Origin of the sequence: Bacillus sp. FJAT-27251 (assembly GCF_001273925.1) — a bacterium.
GTDB lineage: Bacteria > Bacillota > Bacilli > Bacillales > Cytobacillaceae > Mesobacillus_B.
Map to the genome: position 1 here is coordinate 4,700,721 of NZ_LIGG01000001.1, position 15,487 is coordinate 4,716,207.

The following is a 15,487-nucleotide window of genomic DNA, read 5'->3' on the forward strand; positions in this document are numbered from 1 at the left end:
GTTCATTACTCCAATTTTCTACATTGAGAATTCGACAAAAGCCTGGTGAATTCTTTCCCGAATGTGGTCCGGTCCTCTTCACTGAATCGTCTGGGACCCTTGCCATATTCTCCCCGCCTCCTTGCTTTTGCCGAGAGATGCCTTAGTTCAAGAGCAGTCTGGATATCCTTTTCTTCAAACTGAATTCCCCTTGGCGAGAGGACATAAACCCCTTTGGGAAGCAAAGTGGAGGCAAGGCCGATATCCTGGGTGACGGCAAGGTCGCCTTTCTTTGTGTGATTCATGATATAAAGGTCTGCTGCCTCTTTTTCACAATCTACAAATACCCATTTACCGGATTGGGAATCATTCATCATATGGGCATATGATGCGACAAAAACAAGTTGTACATTATAATTCGAAGCAATTTCGACAATTTCCTGCTTAACAGGACAAGAATCTGCGTCGACAAAAATAGTCATACAGTCCGGTTCATAACTAGTAATTCTACATCACTCCGCATTTTCCTTCTTTTGGCCCGATTTTTTTATAATTCACCTTTTGTCGAATTATTTTAAGTCCATTCCCTTGACATGTAACAATAAATAGTTTATTCGGTTTTTGCCAAGTCTAAACCTAAACATGTGTTTTTTTATCACAATTTTTTATTATAGTATAAGAAAGGCTTTTTTTCCATAATTTTATCTTCAGGATTTAATAAAAAAACTGCATCGCAAAAACAATAGCACATGGTCCATGTGCTATTGCCTCGGTTGCTTATTCATCATTATGCTCATAATGACATTCGCCGTTTCTTCCACCGCTTTGTTTGTGACATCGATTACCGGACAGCCTATTTTTTCAATAACAGCATCAAAATAATCGATTTCCTCTTTTATCCTCTCGATATTGGCGTATACAGCCCGATCATTCAGTCCCAGGGAAATAAGCCTCTCCCTCCGGATTTGAATCAGCTTTTCGGGAGAAATCCTCAATCCGAAGCATTTGCTGCCCGGAACCAAAGTGAGTTCTTCAGGAGGATCGATTTCCGGTACAATCGGGACGTTTGCCACCTTATAGCGTTTATGGGCCAGGTATTGCGACAATGGTGTCTTTGATGTCCGGGATATGCCGATCAGGACGATTTCAGCTTTAAGGATGCCGCGGGGATCCCGGCCGTCATCATACTTTACGGCAAATTCTATCGCCTCTATTTTCTTGAAGTAATCCTGATCCAGTTTCCGTACAAGCCTAGGTTCGTAGAGGGGCGTTTCCCCGCACTGGGTTTGTATCTGCTGCATCAATGGCCCGAGAATGTCGCAAATGACTATCCCTTCCCTTGCTGCAGCTTCCCTCATATAAGCATTTATCTCAGGCCTCACCAAAGTATAGGCAATCATGCCGCCGTTGAGCTTGGCGAGCGCTAGCACTTCTTCAATATTGGAAGTATCCTCGACAAACGGGTACCTCCTCAGAGTGAATTCCGATTTTGGAAATTGGCTGAGTGCAGCCTTTGTCACTAGTTCCGCAGTCTCTCCCACGGAATCGGAAACAACATAAATAATAGGCAACTTATCCATTGGAACCGCCAGCCTCCTACTCTTCCTCAGCCAGGGCCACAAATGCCCTGGTAATATTTGTTTTTGTCAGCCTGCCGACAATTTCCAGCCCCTGCCCTGCTTCCTTAACAATAGGCAGAGCGTCGATTTGTTTATCAATCAGCTTCTTGGCAGCATCAATCAGTAAATCCTCTTTTTTGCATACTGTGACGTTAGGCATGCGTGTCATGATGATATTGACTGGCAATGCCGTCAGCTCCTGCTTGCCTATGCTCGCCCTTAAAAGGTCCTTCCTTGACAGGACTCCGGCAAGATGAGACCTTTTGTCCACCACAAACAGCGTACCCACATCCTCAAGGAACATCGTCACAATCGCGTCGTATACCGATACGTCCTCCATAATGACGACGGGAATTGACTGGTAATCTCCTACAACGATTTTCTTGAGGCTGTCCGTTAAAAGCTGATTGCCGCTTTTTCCAGTATAGAAATATCCTACTCTCGGCCTTGCATCAAGGTAGCCTGCCATGGTCAGAATCGCGAGGTCAGGCCTTAGTGTGGCCCTGGTCAAATTAAGCCGGTCGGCGATTTGCTCCCCCGTAATGGGGCCATTGTCCTTTACAATATTCAATATTTGTTCCTGGCGCTTATTAAGTTCGATTTTACTCACCGCCTATTGAACCGTGTTTAAACAGCCCTAACTAAAAACATTATATACTATTTACCCGTTAGGAATGGTTACGTTTATGGATTCTTTGCAAACAAAACTGCCGGGCCTGCCGATTTCGCAGGCACAGCGGTTCTGTTAAGGTGCTATTTTACGTTAATGTCATTTACCTTGGCAAACTTCATAATTAGAGCCGCCAGGGCAGCCATTTGGTTCAGCCGGTTTTCCCGGACATCCTGTTGCTCCGCCATTACCATTGTATGGTCAAAATAAGCATTGATGGCTGGTTTCAATTCAAGAAGCAAATGATAGAATCTTGCTGCATCTATATGGTCTTCTTCTTCCCTGGCAGATTCCAGATACCTGGAATACAGCTCATTTTCATGCTCATTTTCAAAAAGTTCAGGGTCAATGTCTCCCCTGACTTCGGCTTTGTTCGCAATATTGAGCACACGGCTCAACGCTTCCATGCTCTCCTTGAAGTCCGGCGCATTGACATGCTCCTGCAGTACATCCGCTCTTTCAATAAGCCCTGGGACGCTTCTCAGTCCGCCGCCAAGAACGGCATCTATGATATCGTAGCGGATACCCCGTTCCTGAAGAAGGTGTTTGAGGCGGAGTCCAAAGAATTGAATAAGATCTTTAAATGATTCTTCCTCGCTGCGCTTCCCGAGTCCAGCCTGAGATACAAGGTTCAGGGAAAGTCCTATCAATGTTTCAAGTGCGATATTCCAATTTTTATTCACAAGGGTAAGGACAATGCCTGAAGCCTGTCTTCTCAAAGCATATGGGTCTTGCGAACCGCTTGGAATCACACCGATGGCAAAAAAAGAACAGATGGTGTCAAGCTTTTCAGCCAATGCCACTACAGCGCCTGCATCACTTTCTGCAGTGCCGTCTTCCGCGTTACGCGGCTTATAATGTTCATTGATAGCCTGTGCGACCGCCGGATGCTCACCTTTTTGAAGGGCATATTTTTCACCCATGATTCCCTGAAGCTCCGGGAATTCATACACCATCTGGGTGACCAGGTCGAATTTGCTGATTTCAGCAGCACGGTCCGCATGCTGAATGGTTTCGCTGTCAAGGCCCAGCCTTTCTCCGATTAAGCTTGAAAGCTTCCGCACACGGGCAGTCTTTTCTGCCAGGGTACCAATCTCTTCGTGGTAAACAATATTCTTCAGCTTTTCAAGCGCTGTTTCAATCTTTAGTCTTTGGTCTTCCCTGTAGAAGAATGCCGCATCAGCAAGCCTTGCGCGCAATACTTTTTCGTTCCCCCGGGCAACCGTATCAATATGGCGCTGATCGCCATTCCTCACTGTTACAAAATTTGGCAGCAAGCTGCCGTCTTTTCCTTTCACCGGGAAATAACGCTGGTGTTCTTTCATTGACGTAATGAGTACTTCTTCGGGAATATCAAGGTATTCCTTTTCGAATTTCCCATATAGAGCGGTCGGATATTCGACCAGGTTGTTCACCTCATCCAGAAGGTCTTCATCAACAGGTATGATCCAGTTGTTTTCTTCTTCAAGCCTTTGAAGCTGGGATACAATTACCTGCTTCCTCTTTTCCGAATCTGCAAGTACAAATTGTCCCTTAATCTCTTCTTCATAGCTTTCCGGGGAMCCCAGTTCAATCTTCCCGCCAAGGAACCGATGGCCATAGGTTGTTCGTCCTGTCGATACTCCTGCGATGGAGAAAGGCACAATCTCCTGCCCGAACAGGGCCACAATCCATTTTATCGGCCTTACATAGCGGAGTTCCTGGTCTCCCCAGCGCATATTCTTCGGAAAATTCAATGAAGTAATAATTTGTTTCATTTCTGGCAGAAGTCCTGCGGTTTCCTGCCCTTCGATAAACTTTTTGACATGGGCATATTCAATGCCGTTTATTTCCTTGAAATAAATATCGTCAACTGTCATGCCCTGTCCACGGGTGAAGCCTGCTGCTGCCTTTGACCAATCACCATCCGGTGTCAKGGCAATTTTCCTTGCCGGTCCCTTCGCTTCCTCATGGCTGTCCTCCTGGCGCTCGGCGACATCATTTACCAGAACAGCAAGGCGCCTTGGCGTAGCAAATGCTTGAATGTTTGTAAACCCGATGTTTTTTTCGGAAAGCCAATTTTCTACTTTAGCGGCAAGCTGGGCAATGGAATCATTGATAAATCTGGCCGGCATTTCTTCAAGGCCAATTTCCAGCAATAAATTTTGTTTACTCATGTTCCGGGTTCTCCTTTCGCTCCAGGATTGGGAAGCCAAGTTTTTCTCTCTCTTCATAGAAGGTTTTGGCCACTTTTCTGGCCAGATTTCGGCATCGTGCAATGTAGCCGGTTCTTTCGGTTACGGATATGGCTCCTCTTGCATCAAGAATATTGAACACATGGGAGCATTTCAGGACATAATCATAGGCAGGATGGACAAGCCCTTCATCCATTTGCCTGTGCGCTTCCTTCTCGTATACATTAAAGAGATGGAACAGCATGTCCGGATCGGAGGTCTCAAATGTATATTTTGAATGCTCATATTCAGGCTGTCCAAATATATCCCTGACTGTAAAGCCATTTGTCCACTCAAGTTCAAACACATTTTCTTTGTCCTGTATATATGACGCAAGCCTTTCGATTCCGTATGTGATTTCGACTGATACAGGCTTGCACTCAAGTCCGCCCACCTGCTGGAAATAAGTGAACTGCGTAATTTCCATGCCATCAAGCCATACTTCCCAGCCCAGCCCTGCACAGCCGAGTGAAGGGTTCTCCCAATTGTCTTCAACAAACCGGATATCATGCTCCAGCGGATTGATTCCCAAAGCCTTCAATGAGTCAAGGTAAAGCTCCTGAATGTTATCCGGTGATGGTTTCATGATTACCTGGAATTGATGATGCTGATACAACCGGTTGGGATTCTCGCCGTATCGCCCATCAGCCGGCCTGCGAGAAGGCTCTACATAGGCAACATTCCACGGCTCCGGTCCAATGGCCCGCAGGAAGGTATAAGGGCTCATCGTTCCTGCTCCTTTTTCAACATCATATGCCTGCATAAGGATGCAGCCCTGGTCAGACCAATGCTTCTGAAGGGTTAGAATCATATTTTGAATATTCATTTGTCACACACCTTTCGTGTATTTGATTATTAATTAGCTGGCTTTCCCCAACACAAAAAACTCCCGTCCCTATGCTGCATGCATAGGGACGAGAGTTACCCGCGGTTCCACCCTAATTGCCGCCAAAAAGCGGCCACTTTCATCATAATTTGCTCCGGAACGCCCTTCACCAGTTCCCCATTCCCGGCTCGCACCAACCCGGGATCGCTTTACAGGGAGTATTGGCTACTCCTTTCCATCACTGCAAACATCGATATGTAATTTTATTAAAAATCATAGCGAAAACAATAAGATTTGTCAATATCCTACAGCTTATCCTTAAAGCTGTCAAGCTGGTCAAGGAACCTCTTCGTTTTAAGATGAAGGCCCGAATACTCTTCATAATAGGCAGTAATCATTTTTTTCAATTCCGCTTTGGTTTCATTCTTGACCGATATGGATCCCAGCCGGGAAAGATCAAGCAAATAAAACAGCCGCATCAACCGGATGGATGCCTGGCTGACTTTAAAGTGGTAAGGGTCTTTTTCAAGGCAATTCTGGCAAAGCAAGCCCCCCTCACGCACAGAGAAGGAAAAAGTCCCTTCCGTCCTGCCGCAGTTGGCACAATGGTCAAGAATGGGGTACAGGCCGAGGACATTGAGCATCTTCATTTCGTAAATATGCATAAGGATATCCTGGTCATAGCCTTCGTCCAAATACTGCAGCGTCTGAAGCAAGAGTTGAAACAAATAAGGATTGGGCTTTTTTTCTTCCGTACTCTTGTCAGTCAGGTCAATGATATAGCTGGCATAGGCAGTCAGGAAAATATCTTCCCGCATGCTTCTCATTGAATAAATAATTTCCCCTTGCTGCAGGCTTCCCAGCCCCCTGCCTCTTTGGATGAGGAATTGGCCATATGTAAAAGGCTGGGTGATTGCCGCCAGCCGGCTGTTGGGCTTTTTCGCGCCCCTTGCCATCACACCAACCTTACCCCATTCAAGAGTATATAGAGTCACGATTTTATTTGTTTCGGCATAATCAGTTGTCCGTATTACGATGCCTTCACATTTCTCCAGCATCATCCTTCACCATCCAGTGCTGGAAGACAAACCTATGAGATGGGAAAATCAATTTCTGCTAGCTCTTCCTCCTGATTTCCGGGTATTTCTCGTCTTTCCTGCTCCAACTCCTTGAAGAGGAGATAAGTGTCAATATTACCTGTTTGCGAAAAAACCTTCCAGGTAAAATCCAACATCGAAAACCCCACCTTTCAATTATTCAACTAGCAATTTTCTTATCCCGAATCCTTACAATTTATCATAGCCTGTCACTCGAATTTCATGTTACATAAATATTGTAAAAACACCCGGTTCATAAAACCAGTCTATTCCTAATACATTAGTTATGGCAGAAAGGCACAGAATGGGCCTTTCTAATATTCATCGTCCCTAAAGCCATAATCACGGAGGTGGGTCGCCCTGTTCCTCCAGTCTTTCTGCACTTTTACCCATAGCTCCAGGAACACCTTTGTTCCAAGCAGGTTCTCAATGTCCAGCCTCGCCCGCTTGCCTATTTCCTTCAGCATGCTGCCTTGTTTGCCAATAATGATTCCCTTCTGTGAATCCCGTTCCACCACGATGGTGGCCATCACATGGACCGTCTTGTTCTCGGGCTTGCGTTCCATTTTTTCAATCACAACCGCAAGGGAGTGGGGGATTTCTTCCCTGGTCAAGTGCAGGGCTTTTTCCCTAATCAATTCAGAAACAATAAATCGTTCAGGATGATCTGTCACCTGGTCGGCCGGGTAGTACTGCGGCCCTTCAGGCAAGTATTCCTTAATTTGCGCCAATAACCTTTCGACATTGTTTCCTTCAAGGGCCGAAATAGGAACAATCTCTTTGAAGCTGTACTTCTCCCTATATCCTTCAATTAACTGCAACAGTTTATCCGGATGAACAAGATCAATTTTATTAATGATTAAAAAAACCGGTGTGGAGACGGACTGCAGCTTCTCAATAATAAATTCTTCGCCGCGGCCATAGCCTTCCTCGGCATTCACCATGAACAGGACCAGGTCCACTTCCTTAAGTGTATTTTGAGCAACCTTCATCATGAAATCCCCAAGCTTATGCTTTGGCTTATGGATTCCGGGAGTGTCGATAAAGATTAGCTGTGAGTCATCCTGTGTCAGTACACCCTGGACCTTATTCCGGGTGGTTTGCGGCTTGTCGCTCATAATGGCGATTTTTTGTCCGACCACCCGGTTCAAAAAAGTGGATTTCCCCACATTCGGCCTTCCAATGATGGAAATGAAGCCTGATTTAAATCCGTTTCCTTCTGTGTTATTCATGTAGATCCTCCGGTGAAAATGCTCCTGGCAGCAATTCTTCGACAGTTATTTCTTTAATATCCCCATTCAGGTTTGTTAAAACCACCTTCATGTCTTTTGGGCACAGTTCCGAAATGACCTGGCGGCAGGCTCCGCATGGCGAGACAGGGCGGTCCGTATCGGCAATCACCGCAAGGGTTTTAAACTTCCGGTCCCCATGGGCATACGCGCTGAAAAGTGCCGTGCGCTCCGCACAATTGCACATGCTGTATGCAGCGTTTTCAATATTGCAGCCTTGGTACACCTTTCCATCCTCGGTAAGCAGCGCAGCACCGACCTGAAACTTCGAGTAGGGAACATACGCTTTTTTCATTGCCTCTTTTGCTTCTTCAATCAATAATGTTACATCCATTAGAAATCGTCCTTTCCACTATTTTACCTTATTTTGGTTTCAATTTCACGAGGAAATCCAAAAAAGTGTAAAAAATTTTAAATTTTCTAAAAATAGGCTTGCCTTTTTGATATTGCTTTCGAACCTTAATTGTACTTAATTTTGAAGTCAGATTCAAACTGGGAAGAAGTTCCCCTCAAAGCGCCCGCCTGAGCCGAAATTTTAGCACAATCCGCACATGAAAAAAAGCTGTCCGGAGGGGCAGCTTATAAAAGAAAAGGTAAAAGCTTTGGGCCAAAAATGACCAAGCCTATAATGACGGAAGTGATGGCAAATAACAAAACGGCACCTGCAGCCATATCCTTTGCCTGCTTTGCCAGCGGATGGTACTCCGTGGTCACAAGATCGACTGCCTTTTCAATGGCGCTGTTCATCAATTCGGAAGCGAGCATGCCTCCAATTGAAAGGCAGATAAACAGCCATTCGACAGCTGAAATGCGCCAAAAGAATCCAAGCAGGATTACAGCCATTGATATTACAAGATGGATCTGCAAATTCCGTTCTTGTTTTAATCCCGCCCGGATTCCAGCAAAAGCATAGGCAAAGGATCTGATTAGCCTTGGCTTTCCAGTTCCATTTCTACCTGATGAGCCCATATTCATTCAATATTTCCCTTTGCCTGGAAAACATTGCCTTTTCATCTTCCTCCGTCTCATGGTCATAACCAAGCAGATGAAGAAAGCCATGGACTGCCAAAAAGCCAAGCTCCCTCATAAACGAATGGTTATATTCCTTTGCCTGCTCCCTCGCCTTGGCAACGGAGATGATAATATCCCCAAGAACCCTCGGGATTTGTGCCCCTGTCACGGTTAATTCACCTTCGCCTTCTTCCTCGAGGGCAAATGAAATGACATCCGTAGGCCGGTCAATCTTCCGGTATTCAAGATTAATCTCATGGATGCGCTCATTGGACACGAAAGTAACAGAAACTTCACTTCCCGCCTCTACTCCCTCTTTTTGGGCAGCAAAATTCAAAAGCTTTTGAATTTCCGTCATTTCGTGTTCGCCGAGTTCCTCGACTTCATCAAATAAATCTATTTCTAGAGTCATGCTTGCTTCACCTTCTGTTTAGTCATTTCCGGATATTCAATCCGGGAGTGGAAGATTCCTTTTAATGTTTCGCAAAAGCTGTCACCGACAATCTGCAATTCCTTCAGGGTGATATCGCAATCATTCAGCTGACCATCCTGCAGCCGGTCGGCTATGATATTCCGGACGAGGCTTTCAATCTGGTCATGGGTTGGACGGGACATCGACCTGACAGCCGCTTCCACACTGTCCGCTATGCCAATAATCGCAATTTCTTTAGTCTGTGCCTTCGGTCCCGGATAGCGAAAATCCGCTTCTTTTGCATCGCTGCCCGATTGTTTGGCCTTGTGATAGAAAAATTTCAGCAATGTAGTACCATGATGCTGTTCGGCAATATCGACAATTTCCTTCGGCATTTTGTGCTTTCTGAGCATTTCCGCTCCATCAGCCGCATGGGCGATAATTATATTCTTGCTCGTGACCGGCGGCAGCTTGTCATGAGGGTTGTCTATATTCATTTGGTTTTCGATGAAAAATTGAGGCCGCTTTGTTTTGCCTATATCGTGATAATAGCACCCCACTCTCGCCAGGAGGCCGTTTGCCCCTACTGCCTCGCAGGCAGATTCAGCAAGATTGGCTACCATCACACTGTGGTGATAGGTCCCCGGAGCTTCAGTCAGGATTTTCCTCAGCAGCGGATGGTTAGGGCTCGATAGCTCAATGAGCTTCATGGCAGTAAGCACGCCGAAGCCTGCCTCTAAAAATGGCAGCAGGCCGATTGTCAGCACCGCTGAGCCGATGCCGGACAAAAAGGCTAGCATGAAATAAAAGCCGGTTTCCAGACTTGTGTACTGGCTGTTACGCAGCAGCACGAGCGCGACGATGACGAACAGATTGATGACGGAAACGAACAAGCCCGCCTGGAGGATTTTACTTCTCTGATTCTGCTGCCTTAAATACAGGATTCCTGCCAGTCCGCTCGCAATGATGTAAATGGCTACGGTGACATTCAGAGTTCCTGTAATACCCTGATTGAACATGATGCTGCCGCAAATCCCGGTGATAATTGTCTGGAATACAGCCAGCCGCTCATCTAACAGGACCTTAATGAGCATGGCGCCCATGGCAGCAGGGAACACATAGCCAATTTCCGAAAACTCCTGTTCCGAAAAGAGGCTGACCAGTTTCATGATCAAAATCGACAAAACAAAAATCAGGCTGAATATCAAAAGCTGTTTTTGTACCTTCTCCGCTTTCCCCATTTCATCAAACAGAAAGAACAAGGCACTCAGGATAATAAAAATAAACATCGCGAGACCGGCAAATGGCTTGAGCGATTGATCACTGTTCAGCAATCCGGCCAGCTGTAGCTGCTGGTAGACATCCCTGCTGATCAGCTGCCCTTCCTCCACAATAATCTGGCCTTCGAGGATCTTCACAGGCTCAACGTTGTCAATGGCCTGCTGCCGCAATTCTTCTGTTGCCTTGGGATCGTAAAATTCATTCTGGATGATGGCGAACCGGCCAAGTTCGATAATGGCGCTCCTCAGGCTGGAGTTCAGGCTTGTATACCTAAGTTCTTCTTCAACCCGCTTTTTCCCATTTTCGACTTCATCCGCCGGAATTCTTCGGCTCATGACGTTATTGACAGCCGTCAAGGTCATGTCTTTGGCAATAGCCAGCTCTTCTGGCCTTGCCTGGAGCATGGCGGCAAATGCGGGATCAGAAATGACTTTTGTTACTTCTTCCGTGAGTTTGTCCTTGACCCTGACTACTCTTTCTTCAATTGGAACGACTGCTGCTTCCATATCCATGTCCTGTTCGGCACGTTCCTTTAATTCCGCCTTTATTTCATTATTCACTTCAGTCACCGAGTCGAAAATGGATGTAACCAGGTCCACCTGGTTTTGGGCATATTCCTTTTTAACGATATAAACATCCTGAACCTGATTGACAGCTTCCTGTCTTGCCCTTTCAGTATTCCCCTTATCCTCCACGGTGAGGGGGGAACGAATGGTCTGGTCGGCTACTGAAAACAAGGTAAGATCGAGCTTTTCCGGTTTCACATTGCTGTACATGGACAGAAACAAAACCAAGCCAAGGATCAGGAATAGCAGCAATCGAAACAGCTTAATATTCAACAAATCCAATATAGTGGAAAAATGGCGCTGCATCTTTTCCATTCTGTACCTCCTGCCTGGGCTGCCAAGCCGAGTAAATAATCAAAGGATGATAAAACTCTTAATATTTTCCATCATAACAGTTTTTTTTCCAACTTTCACCCTCTCACATGCAAAAAATAGCCTGCCCTGTCGGACAGACTATTGACCATCTTCACTTTTATCATACGCATTGATAATGCGCGCCACAAGAGGGTGACGGACTACATCGGACTGCTCCAGATGAATAAAAGACATTCCTTTGACTCCTTGCAGCACCTCTTCAGCAACGATCAGCCCCGATTTCACTCCACGGGGGAGGTCAATCTGGGTGGTGTCCCCGGTAATCACCATTTTAGAGCCGAACCCCAGCCGCGTAAGGAACATTTTCATCTGGGCTTTAGTAGTGTTTTGCGCTTCATCAAGGATGACGAAGGCATCATCGAGCGTCCTGCCGCGCATATAAGCAAGCGGGGCAATTTCAATTGTTCCCCTTTCAATCAGCCTCTGTGTATGCTCCGTTCCAAGTATGTCATGGAGGGCATCATAAAGCGGCCTTAAATAAGGATCGACTTTTTCCTTAAGGTCTCCAGGAAGGAAACCAAGGCTTTCTCCCGCCTCAACCGCAGGCCTGGTCAGAATGATCTTGGTGACATTCCCGTTTTTCAGGGCGTTAACCGCCATCACAACCGCCAGATAGGTTTTTCCGGTTCCTGCAGGACCAATTCCAAAGACAAGATCCTGTCCTTTAATCGCATTTATATAATGACGCTGTCCAATGGTCTTGACCCGGACTGGTTTTCCTTTTGAGTTTCTGGCAATTTCCTCTTCGTATAAATCCTGGAAATATTCGAGCGTGCCTTTTTTGGCAAGCTGGAGGGCATAGATGACATCCCTTTGGCTTATATTGATTCCTTTTCGGACAACAGCCATTAATTTTTCCATGACAGCCTGCGCCATTTCCACATTTTCCGGCTGTCCGGCTACGATTACCGACTCTCCTCTAGTGATGATCGATACTTTAAGCTCGTTTTCAATGACCTTCAGGTTTGAGTCCGAGTTTCCGAACAGGGCAATGGCTGCCTCTGGATTCTCAAGTTGTATTTCCTTTGTTTTGAAGTCTTCTGTCATTCTTCGTCTCCTTGGATTATAGGTTGGCCTTTTGCAATATCTTCAATTATTTGAAAATGGATGGACATTCTTACTTTACCATTCTTTATCGATTGATGTAAAATCTCTTCCCCTTTAATCTTAGCATCTTCAGGAATAATCTTTTTTATATCCTTTCTGGCCAATTCCCTTGCACTTTTTATTGCTTCCTTTTTCGTGTACGTCCTTGTGACTTCTTCTTTTTCACGAATCGTATTCGCAACAAAGGCTATCGGCAGCTCCCATTTCAGGAATTTTACTTGGTGCTTTGATTCTTCACTTTCAAATTCATTGTATCCATGCTTCTTGAATCCCCAAACGGGAATGGAAAGTTTTCCAAGCTGCAATTGATACTTTCTTGCCTCATTCCCGCTGAACACCTGGAAGGTAGATTCCAGGGGCAAGTTCACCGATGAAATATACCATGTTTCTCCCAGTATTTCCCCTCTTGCCGGAACGAGCTTTTTCTCTCCCTCTTTACCAATCAGGCCGCTGACAAGCAATTGTCCAGGCTGTACCACATCGTTCAGCTGGACCACTGATTCGCCTTCCTCAACAAACATTTTTACAATGGTCGCCTTTTTTACTGCTACAAGATGCTGTGGGGTAAATGCTTCCGGTTTTTCAGGCTCTTCCTTTTCTACAACCTGGAAATGGTAGGTTGTCCCCTTTAATTCCACACCTACCCAGGTTATTTCCTTCACTTTATCCGTCAGGTCACGTTGAAGGAGATCAACATTTTTGATCGTAAACTGGAGGCTCCCATTTTTCACGCCCATACCGGCCAATTCTTTGCGGATTTGATGCTCGACCGCTGGGCTGGCCCCTTTTATTTCAATTCCCCAAACCATATTGGACAAAAACATGAGAATGATTAGAAATGCAGCCGCCCCCACCAGAAAACCGCTGTTTGTCCAAATCCTCCGTAAAAAGAAAGGGCCCCCAGCCCTCTCGATAAAACGGATTTTACACAGGCTGGACCTTGCAGGAATCCGCAATTTTTTAGCATCCTGCACATTTATTTGAAATGTCACTGCTTCGGTACCATGCCTTTTCACATTCCAGATCAGGATTCCATTTCGCGTCAGCTGGTTCAAAAAACGCTCGATTCCCTTCCCGGTTACTTTGACACGGAGAGTTCCCGTAAACAAATTGATCCATCGATTTTTCATGCGCTTCCTCCTGAATCATTCATTGATATATATCACCTGGTCGATTTTCCCTTCAAGCAGTATCTCTTCCGGGAGAATGGTTTTAATGACAAACGCCTTCCCCTTCACCAGCAGCTGGCCCTGTTTCAGGAGCAGCCTCAGTTCCTTGTCGGAGAAAGCCAGTAAACCGCGGTGGTTTTCAATATAGATATGGATTTGTCCAATCATGGTGATACGGGGGAGATCCATCATGACATCAGGTGGAAGGTCCATTTTTTGGGTCATCCAGTTTCGAATCAGCTGGCTCCATTTCTTTGCCATAAAAAAAGAACCCCCTTTCAACTCATATGTATGAGCTGAAAAGGGGTTCTAGCACATTTTTTTAACAGGTTCGACCCCGGGATGGACAAGCTTATCTTCGCCTCATCGTCCGGTGGGGATCCCGCGCTCTTGGCGGCCCCAGAACCTGAGCCCAGGCAATTCCTTCAATCAGGCGTTTGCCATCGGGGTTCAGATCCAGAGTAACAGGCTTTTCCTCGTTGCCAGCCTGAGCCGAAGCGGGTGCACCGCTTGCGGTACGAGGTTCATGCCGCGCGGGTTCCATGATTTCCCGTGTTCTATCTTCATAAACTTTCTGGACATCCTTCAGCTGAGGGATGCTTGCAGCAGCCGTCCGTTCAGCCTTTCTTTCCGGCGGTGGCGGCGCTGGCCTCCGTTCAGGCCGCTGCTGTGCAGGTTTTCGTTCAGAACGCTGATGCTCTTGACGGGTTTGCTGTGACGGCCTTCTCTGCTGGGGCCTCTTTTGCTGCTCCTGCTGCTCCCCCTTTTTCCCGAACAATGTCGAGATCAGACCAATCAATATCATAAGAATGAATGGATTATCGAACAGAAATTCCATGGTTGGTCCCCCCTTTCAAAGCGGGATGGAAATTATTCATCCTTGTTCTCGTCTTTTTTGCCGCCAGAAAGCTTCCCAAAGGAGTCTCTCATGTCGGTATCGGCAGAAATGTTCTGGATATTCATGTAATCCATCACACCAATGTTTCCATCTCTTAAGGCTTCCGCCATGGCAAGGGGAACAGTTGCCTCGGATTCGACAACTTTCGCTCTCATTTCCTGTACGCGCGCCTTCATTTCCTGCTCCTGGGCAACAGCCATGGCACGGCGTTCCTCAGCCTTTGCCTGGGCAATCTTCTTGTCGGCTTCCGCCTGTTCCGTCTGGAGTTCGGCACCGATGTTCTTGCCGATGTCAACATCCGCAATATCGATCGAGAGGATTTCAAAGGCTGTGCCTGCATCCAGGCCCTTGGAAAGGACTGTCTGTGAAATCATATCCGGGTTTTCCAGGACTTTTTTATGGTTATCGGAAGAACCAATGGTCGAGACAATCCCTTCACCGACACGCGCAACGATGGTATCCTCTCCAGCACCCCCGACAAGCCTGTCGATGTTGGCCCTAACAGTAATGCGGGCTTTCGCTTTTACTTCGATTCCATCCATCGCGACACCGGCGATGAACGGTGTTTCGATAACCTTTGGATTAACGCTCATCTGCACTGCCTCAAGTACGTCCCGGCCGGCAAGATCAATAGCGGCCGCCCGCTCAAAAGACAACTCGATATTCGCACGGTGTGCAGCGATCAGGGCATTAACAACCCTGTCGACATTCCCTCCGGCAAGGTAATGGCTCTCAAGCTGGTTTGTCGTTACTCCCAACCCAGCCTTATGTGCCTTGATCAACGGATTGATAACCCGGCTCGGGATAACCCGGCGGAGCCTCATTCCAATCAGTGTGAAGATGCTTACCCTAACTCCGGCCGCCAGGGCAGAAATCCAGAGCATTACGGGAACAAAGGTAAAAAGGACGCTGAGAAGCAGCAGGCCGAGCACAACGGCGACCAGCAAAAAAACAGTACCTGATGTCAATGCCATA

The 15,487-nt window shown here is 46.5% G+C and carries 17 protein-coding genes and 1 other annotated feature; all 17 genes read right to left on the minus strand.

The window, feature by feature from the left end:
- Positions 1-5: 5 nt before the first annotated feature.
- Complete coding sequence (locus tag ADU22_RS22290; protein ID WP_082252967.1) at positions 6-461, minus strand: YaiI/YqxD family protein; 456 nt, start codon at positions 459-461, stop codon at positions 6-8.
- A gap of 279 nt (positions 462-740) precedes the next feature.
- Entirely contained in the window at positions 741-1,559 is an 819-nt protein-coding gene (locus tag ADU22_RS22295; RefSeq protein ID WP_046526312.1) for a pyruvate, water dikinase regulatory protein, read from the minus strand.
- A gap of 16 nt (positions 1,560-1,575) precedes the next feature.
- Positions 1,576-2,208 (minus strand): transcriptional regulator CcpN, encoded by a 633-nt coding sequence (gene ccpN, locus ADU22_RS22300; protein ID WP_082252968.1) that lies wholly within the window; start codon positions 2,206-2,208, stop codon positions 1,576-1,578.
- 143 nt (positions 2,209-2,351) lie between these two features.
- A complete protein-coding gene (glyS, locus tag ADU22_RS22305) occupies positions 2,352-4,424 on the minus strand; it encodes a glycine--tRNA ligase subunit beta (protein ID WP_053364133.1) in 2,073 nt (690 codons plus the stop codon).
- Positions 4,417-5,307 carry a glycine--tRNA ligase subunit alpha gene (glyQ, locus tag ADU22_RS22310; protein ID WP_053364134.1) on the minus strand — a complete coding sequence of 297 codons (891 nt, stop codon included), beginning with the start codon at positions 5,305-5,307 and terminating at the stop codon, positions 4,417-4,419. Before glyQ ends, glyS begins: the two co-directional genes overlap by 8 nt.
- An 81-nt stretch (positions 5,308-5,388) precedes the next feature.
- Positions 5,389-5,558 (minus strand) — a binding site (T-box leader).
- Between the two features lie 54 nt (positions 5,559-5,612).
- On the minus strand, positions 5,613-6,365 hold the full coding sequence (gene recO, locus ADU22_RS22315; RefSeq protein ID WP_053364715.1) for a DNA repair protein RecO: 753 nt from the start codon (positions 6,363-6,365) through the stop codon (positions 5,613-5,615).
- Between the two features lie 32 nt (positions 6,366-6,397).
- The gene (locus ADU22_RS24030; RefSeq protein WP_064537409.1) at positions 6,398-6,541 is read right to left on the minus strand and encodes a YqzL family protein; all 144 of its coding nucleotides are present in this window, start codon (positions 6,539-6,541) and stop codon (positions 6,398-6,400) included.
- 177 nt (positions 6,542-6,718) lie between these two features.
- On the minus strand, positions 6,719-7,636 hold the full coding sequence (gene era / locus ADU22_RS22320) for a GTPase Era (RefSeq protein WP_053364135.1): 918 nt from the start codon (positions 7,634-7,636) through the stop codon (positions 6,719-6,721).
- Entirely contained in the window at positions 7,629-8,027 is a 399-nt protein-coding gene (locus ADU22_RS22325; protein ID WP_053364136.1) for a cytidine deaminase, read from the minus strand. The genes era and ADU22_RS22325 overlap by 8 nt, the downstream gene beginning before the upstream one ends.
- 245 nt (positions 8,028-8,272) lie before the next feature.
- Entirely contained in the window at positions 8,273-8,668 is a 396-nt protein-coding gene (locus ADU22_RS22330; protein ID WP_053364137.1) for a diacylglycerol kinase family protein, read from the minus strand.
- Positions 8,646-9,116 (minus strand): rRNA maturation RNase YbeY, encoded by a 471-nt coding sequence (ybeY, locus tag ADU22_RS22335; protein WP_053364138.1) that lies wholly within the window; start codon positions 9,114-9,116, stop codon positions 8,646-8,648. Before ybeY ends, ADU22_RS22330 begins: the two co-directional genes overlap by 23 nt.
- Positions 9,113-11,278, minus strand: a complete 2,166-nt coding sequence (locus ADU22_RS22340) for an HD family phosphohydrolase (protein WP_053364139.1) — start codon at positions 11,276-11,278, stop codon at positions 9,113-9,115. Before ADU22_RS22340 ends, ybeY begins: the two co-directional genes overlap by 4 nt.
- Before the next feature lie 138 nt (positions 11,279-11,416).
- Positions 11,417-12,385: a PhoH family protein gene (locus ADU22_RS22345; protein WP_046526303.1), complete on the minus strand. Its 969-nt coding sequence runs from the start codon at positions 12,383-12,385 to the stop codon at positions 11,417-11,419.
- Positions 12,382-13,575 (minus strand): sporulation protein YqfD, encoded by a 1,194-nt coding sequence (yqfD, locus tag ADU22_RS22350; protein ID WP_053364140.1) that lies wholly within the window; start codon positions 13,573-13,575, stop codon positions 12,382-12,384. The genes ADU22_RS22345 and yqfD overlap by 4 nt, the downstream gene beginning before the upstream one ends.
- Before the next feature lie 15 nt (positions 13,576-13,590).
- A complete protein-coding gene (gene yqfC / locus ADU22_RS22355) occupies positions 13,591-13,875 on the minus strand; it encodes a sporulation protein YqfC (RefSeq protein WP_046525902.1) in 285 nt (94 codons plus the stop codon).
- Between the two features lie 91 nt (positions 13,876-13,966).
- On the minus strand, positions 13,967-14,452 hold the full coding sequence (locus ADU22_RS22360) for a YqfB family membrane protein (RefSeq protein ID WP_053364141.1): 486 nt from the start codon (positions 14,450-14,452) through the stop codon (positions 13,967-13,969).
- A gap of 32 nt (positions 14,453-14,484) precedes the next feature.
- Positions 14,485-15,486: a flotillin-like protein FloA gene (floA, locus tag ADU22_RS22365; protein WP_053364142.1), complete on the minus strand. Its 1,002-nt coding sequence runs from the start codon at positions 15,484-15,486 to the stop codon at positions 14,485-14,487.
- Position 15,487: the final 1 nt, after the last annotated feature.

Excerpts from the sequence above, each read along its gene's own strand:
- ADU22_RS22330 (WP_053364137.1), bottom strand. The coding sequence starts at position 8,668 with ATGAATATGGGCTCATCAGGTAGAAATGGAACTGGAAAGCCAAGGCTA.
- yqfD (WP_053364140.1), bottom strand. The coding sequence starts at position 13,575 with ATGAAAAATCGATGGATCAATTTGTTTACGGGAACTCTCCGTGTCAAA.
- ADU22_RS22290 (WP_082252967.1), bottom strand. The coding sequence starts at position 461 with ATGACTATTTTTGTCGACGCAGATTCTTGTCCTGTTAAGCAGGAAATT.
- ADU22_RS22360 (WP_053364141.1), bottom strand. The coding sequence starts at position 14,452 with ATGGAATTTCTGTTCGATAATCCATTCATTCTTATGATATTGATTGGT.
- era (WP_053364135.1), bottom strand. The coding sequence starts at position 7,636 with ATGAATAACACAGAAGGAAACGGATTTAAATCAGGCTTCATTTCCATC.
- floA (WP_053364142.1), bottom strand. The coding sequence starts at position 15,486 with ATGGCATTGACATCAGGTACTGTTTTTTTGCTGGTCGCCGTTGTGCTC.
- ybeY (WP_053364138.1), bottom strand. The coding sequence starts at position 9,116 with ATGACTCTAGAAATAGATTTATTTGATGAAGTCGAGGAACTCGGCGAA.
- ADU22_RS22295 (WP_046526312.1), bottom strand. The coding sequence starts at position 1,559 with ATGGATAAGTTGCCTATTATTTATGTTGTTTCCGATTCCGTGGGAGAG.
- ADU22_RS22340 (WP_053364139.1), bottom strand. The coding sequence starts at position 11,278 with ATGGAAAAGATGCAGCGCCATTTTTCCACTATATTGGATTTGTTGAAT.
- glyQ (WP_053364134.1), bottom strand. The coding sequence starts at position 5,307 with ATGAATATTCAAAATATGATTCTAACCCTTCAGAAGCATTGGTCTGAC.
- ADU22_RS22345 (WP_046526303.1), bottom strand. The coding sequence starts at position 12,385 with ATGACAGAAGACTTCAAAACAAAGGAAATACAACTTGAGAATCCAGAG.
- ADU22_RS24030 (WP_064537409.1), bottom strand. The coding sequence starts at position 6,541 with ATGTTGGATTTTACCTGGAAGGTTTTTTCGCAAACAGGTAATATTGAC.
- recO (WP_053364715.1), bottom strand. The coding sequence starts at position 6,365 with ATGCTGGAGAAATGTGAAGGCATCGTAATACGGACAACTGATTATGCC.
- yqfC (WP_046525902.1), bottom strand. The coding sequence starts at position 13,875 with ATGGCAAAGAAATGGAGCCAGCTGATTCGAAACTGGATGACCCAAAAA.
- ADU22_RS22325 (WP_053364136.1), bottom strand. The coding sequence starts at position 8,027 with ATGGATGTAACATTATTGATTGAAGAAGCAAAAGAGGCAATGAAAAAA.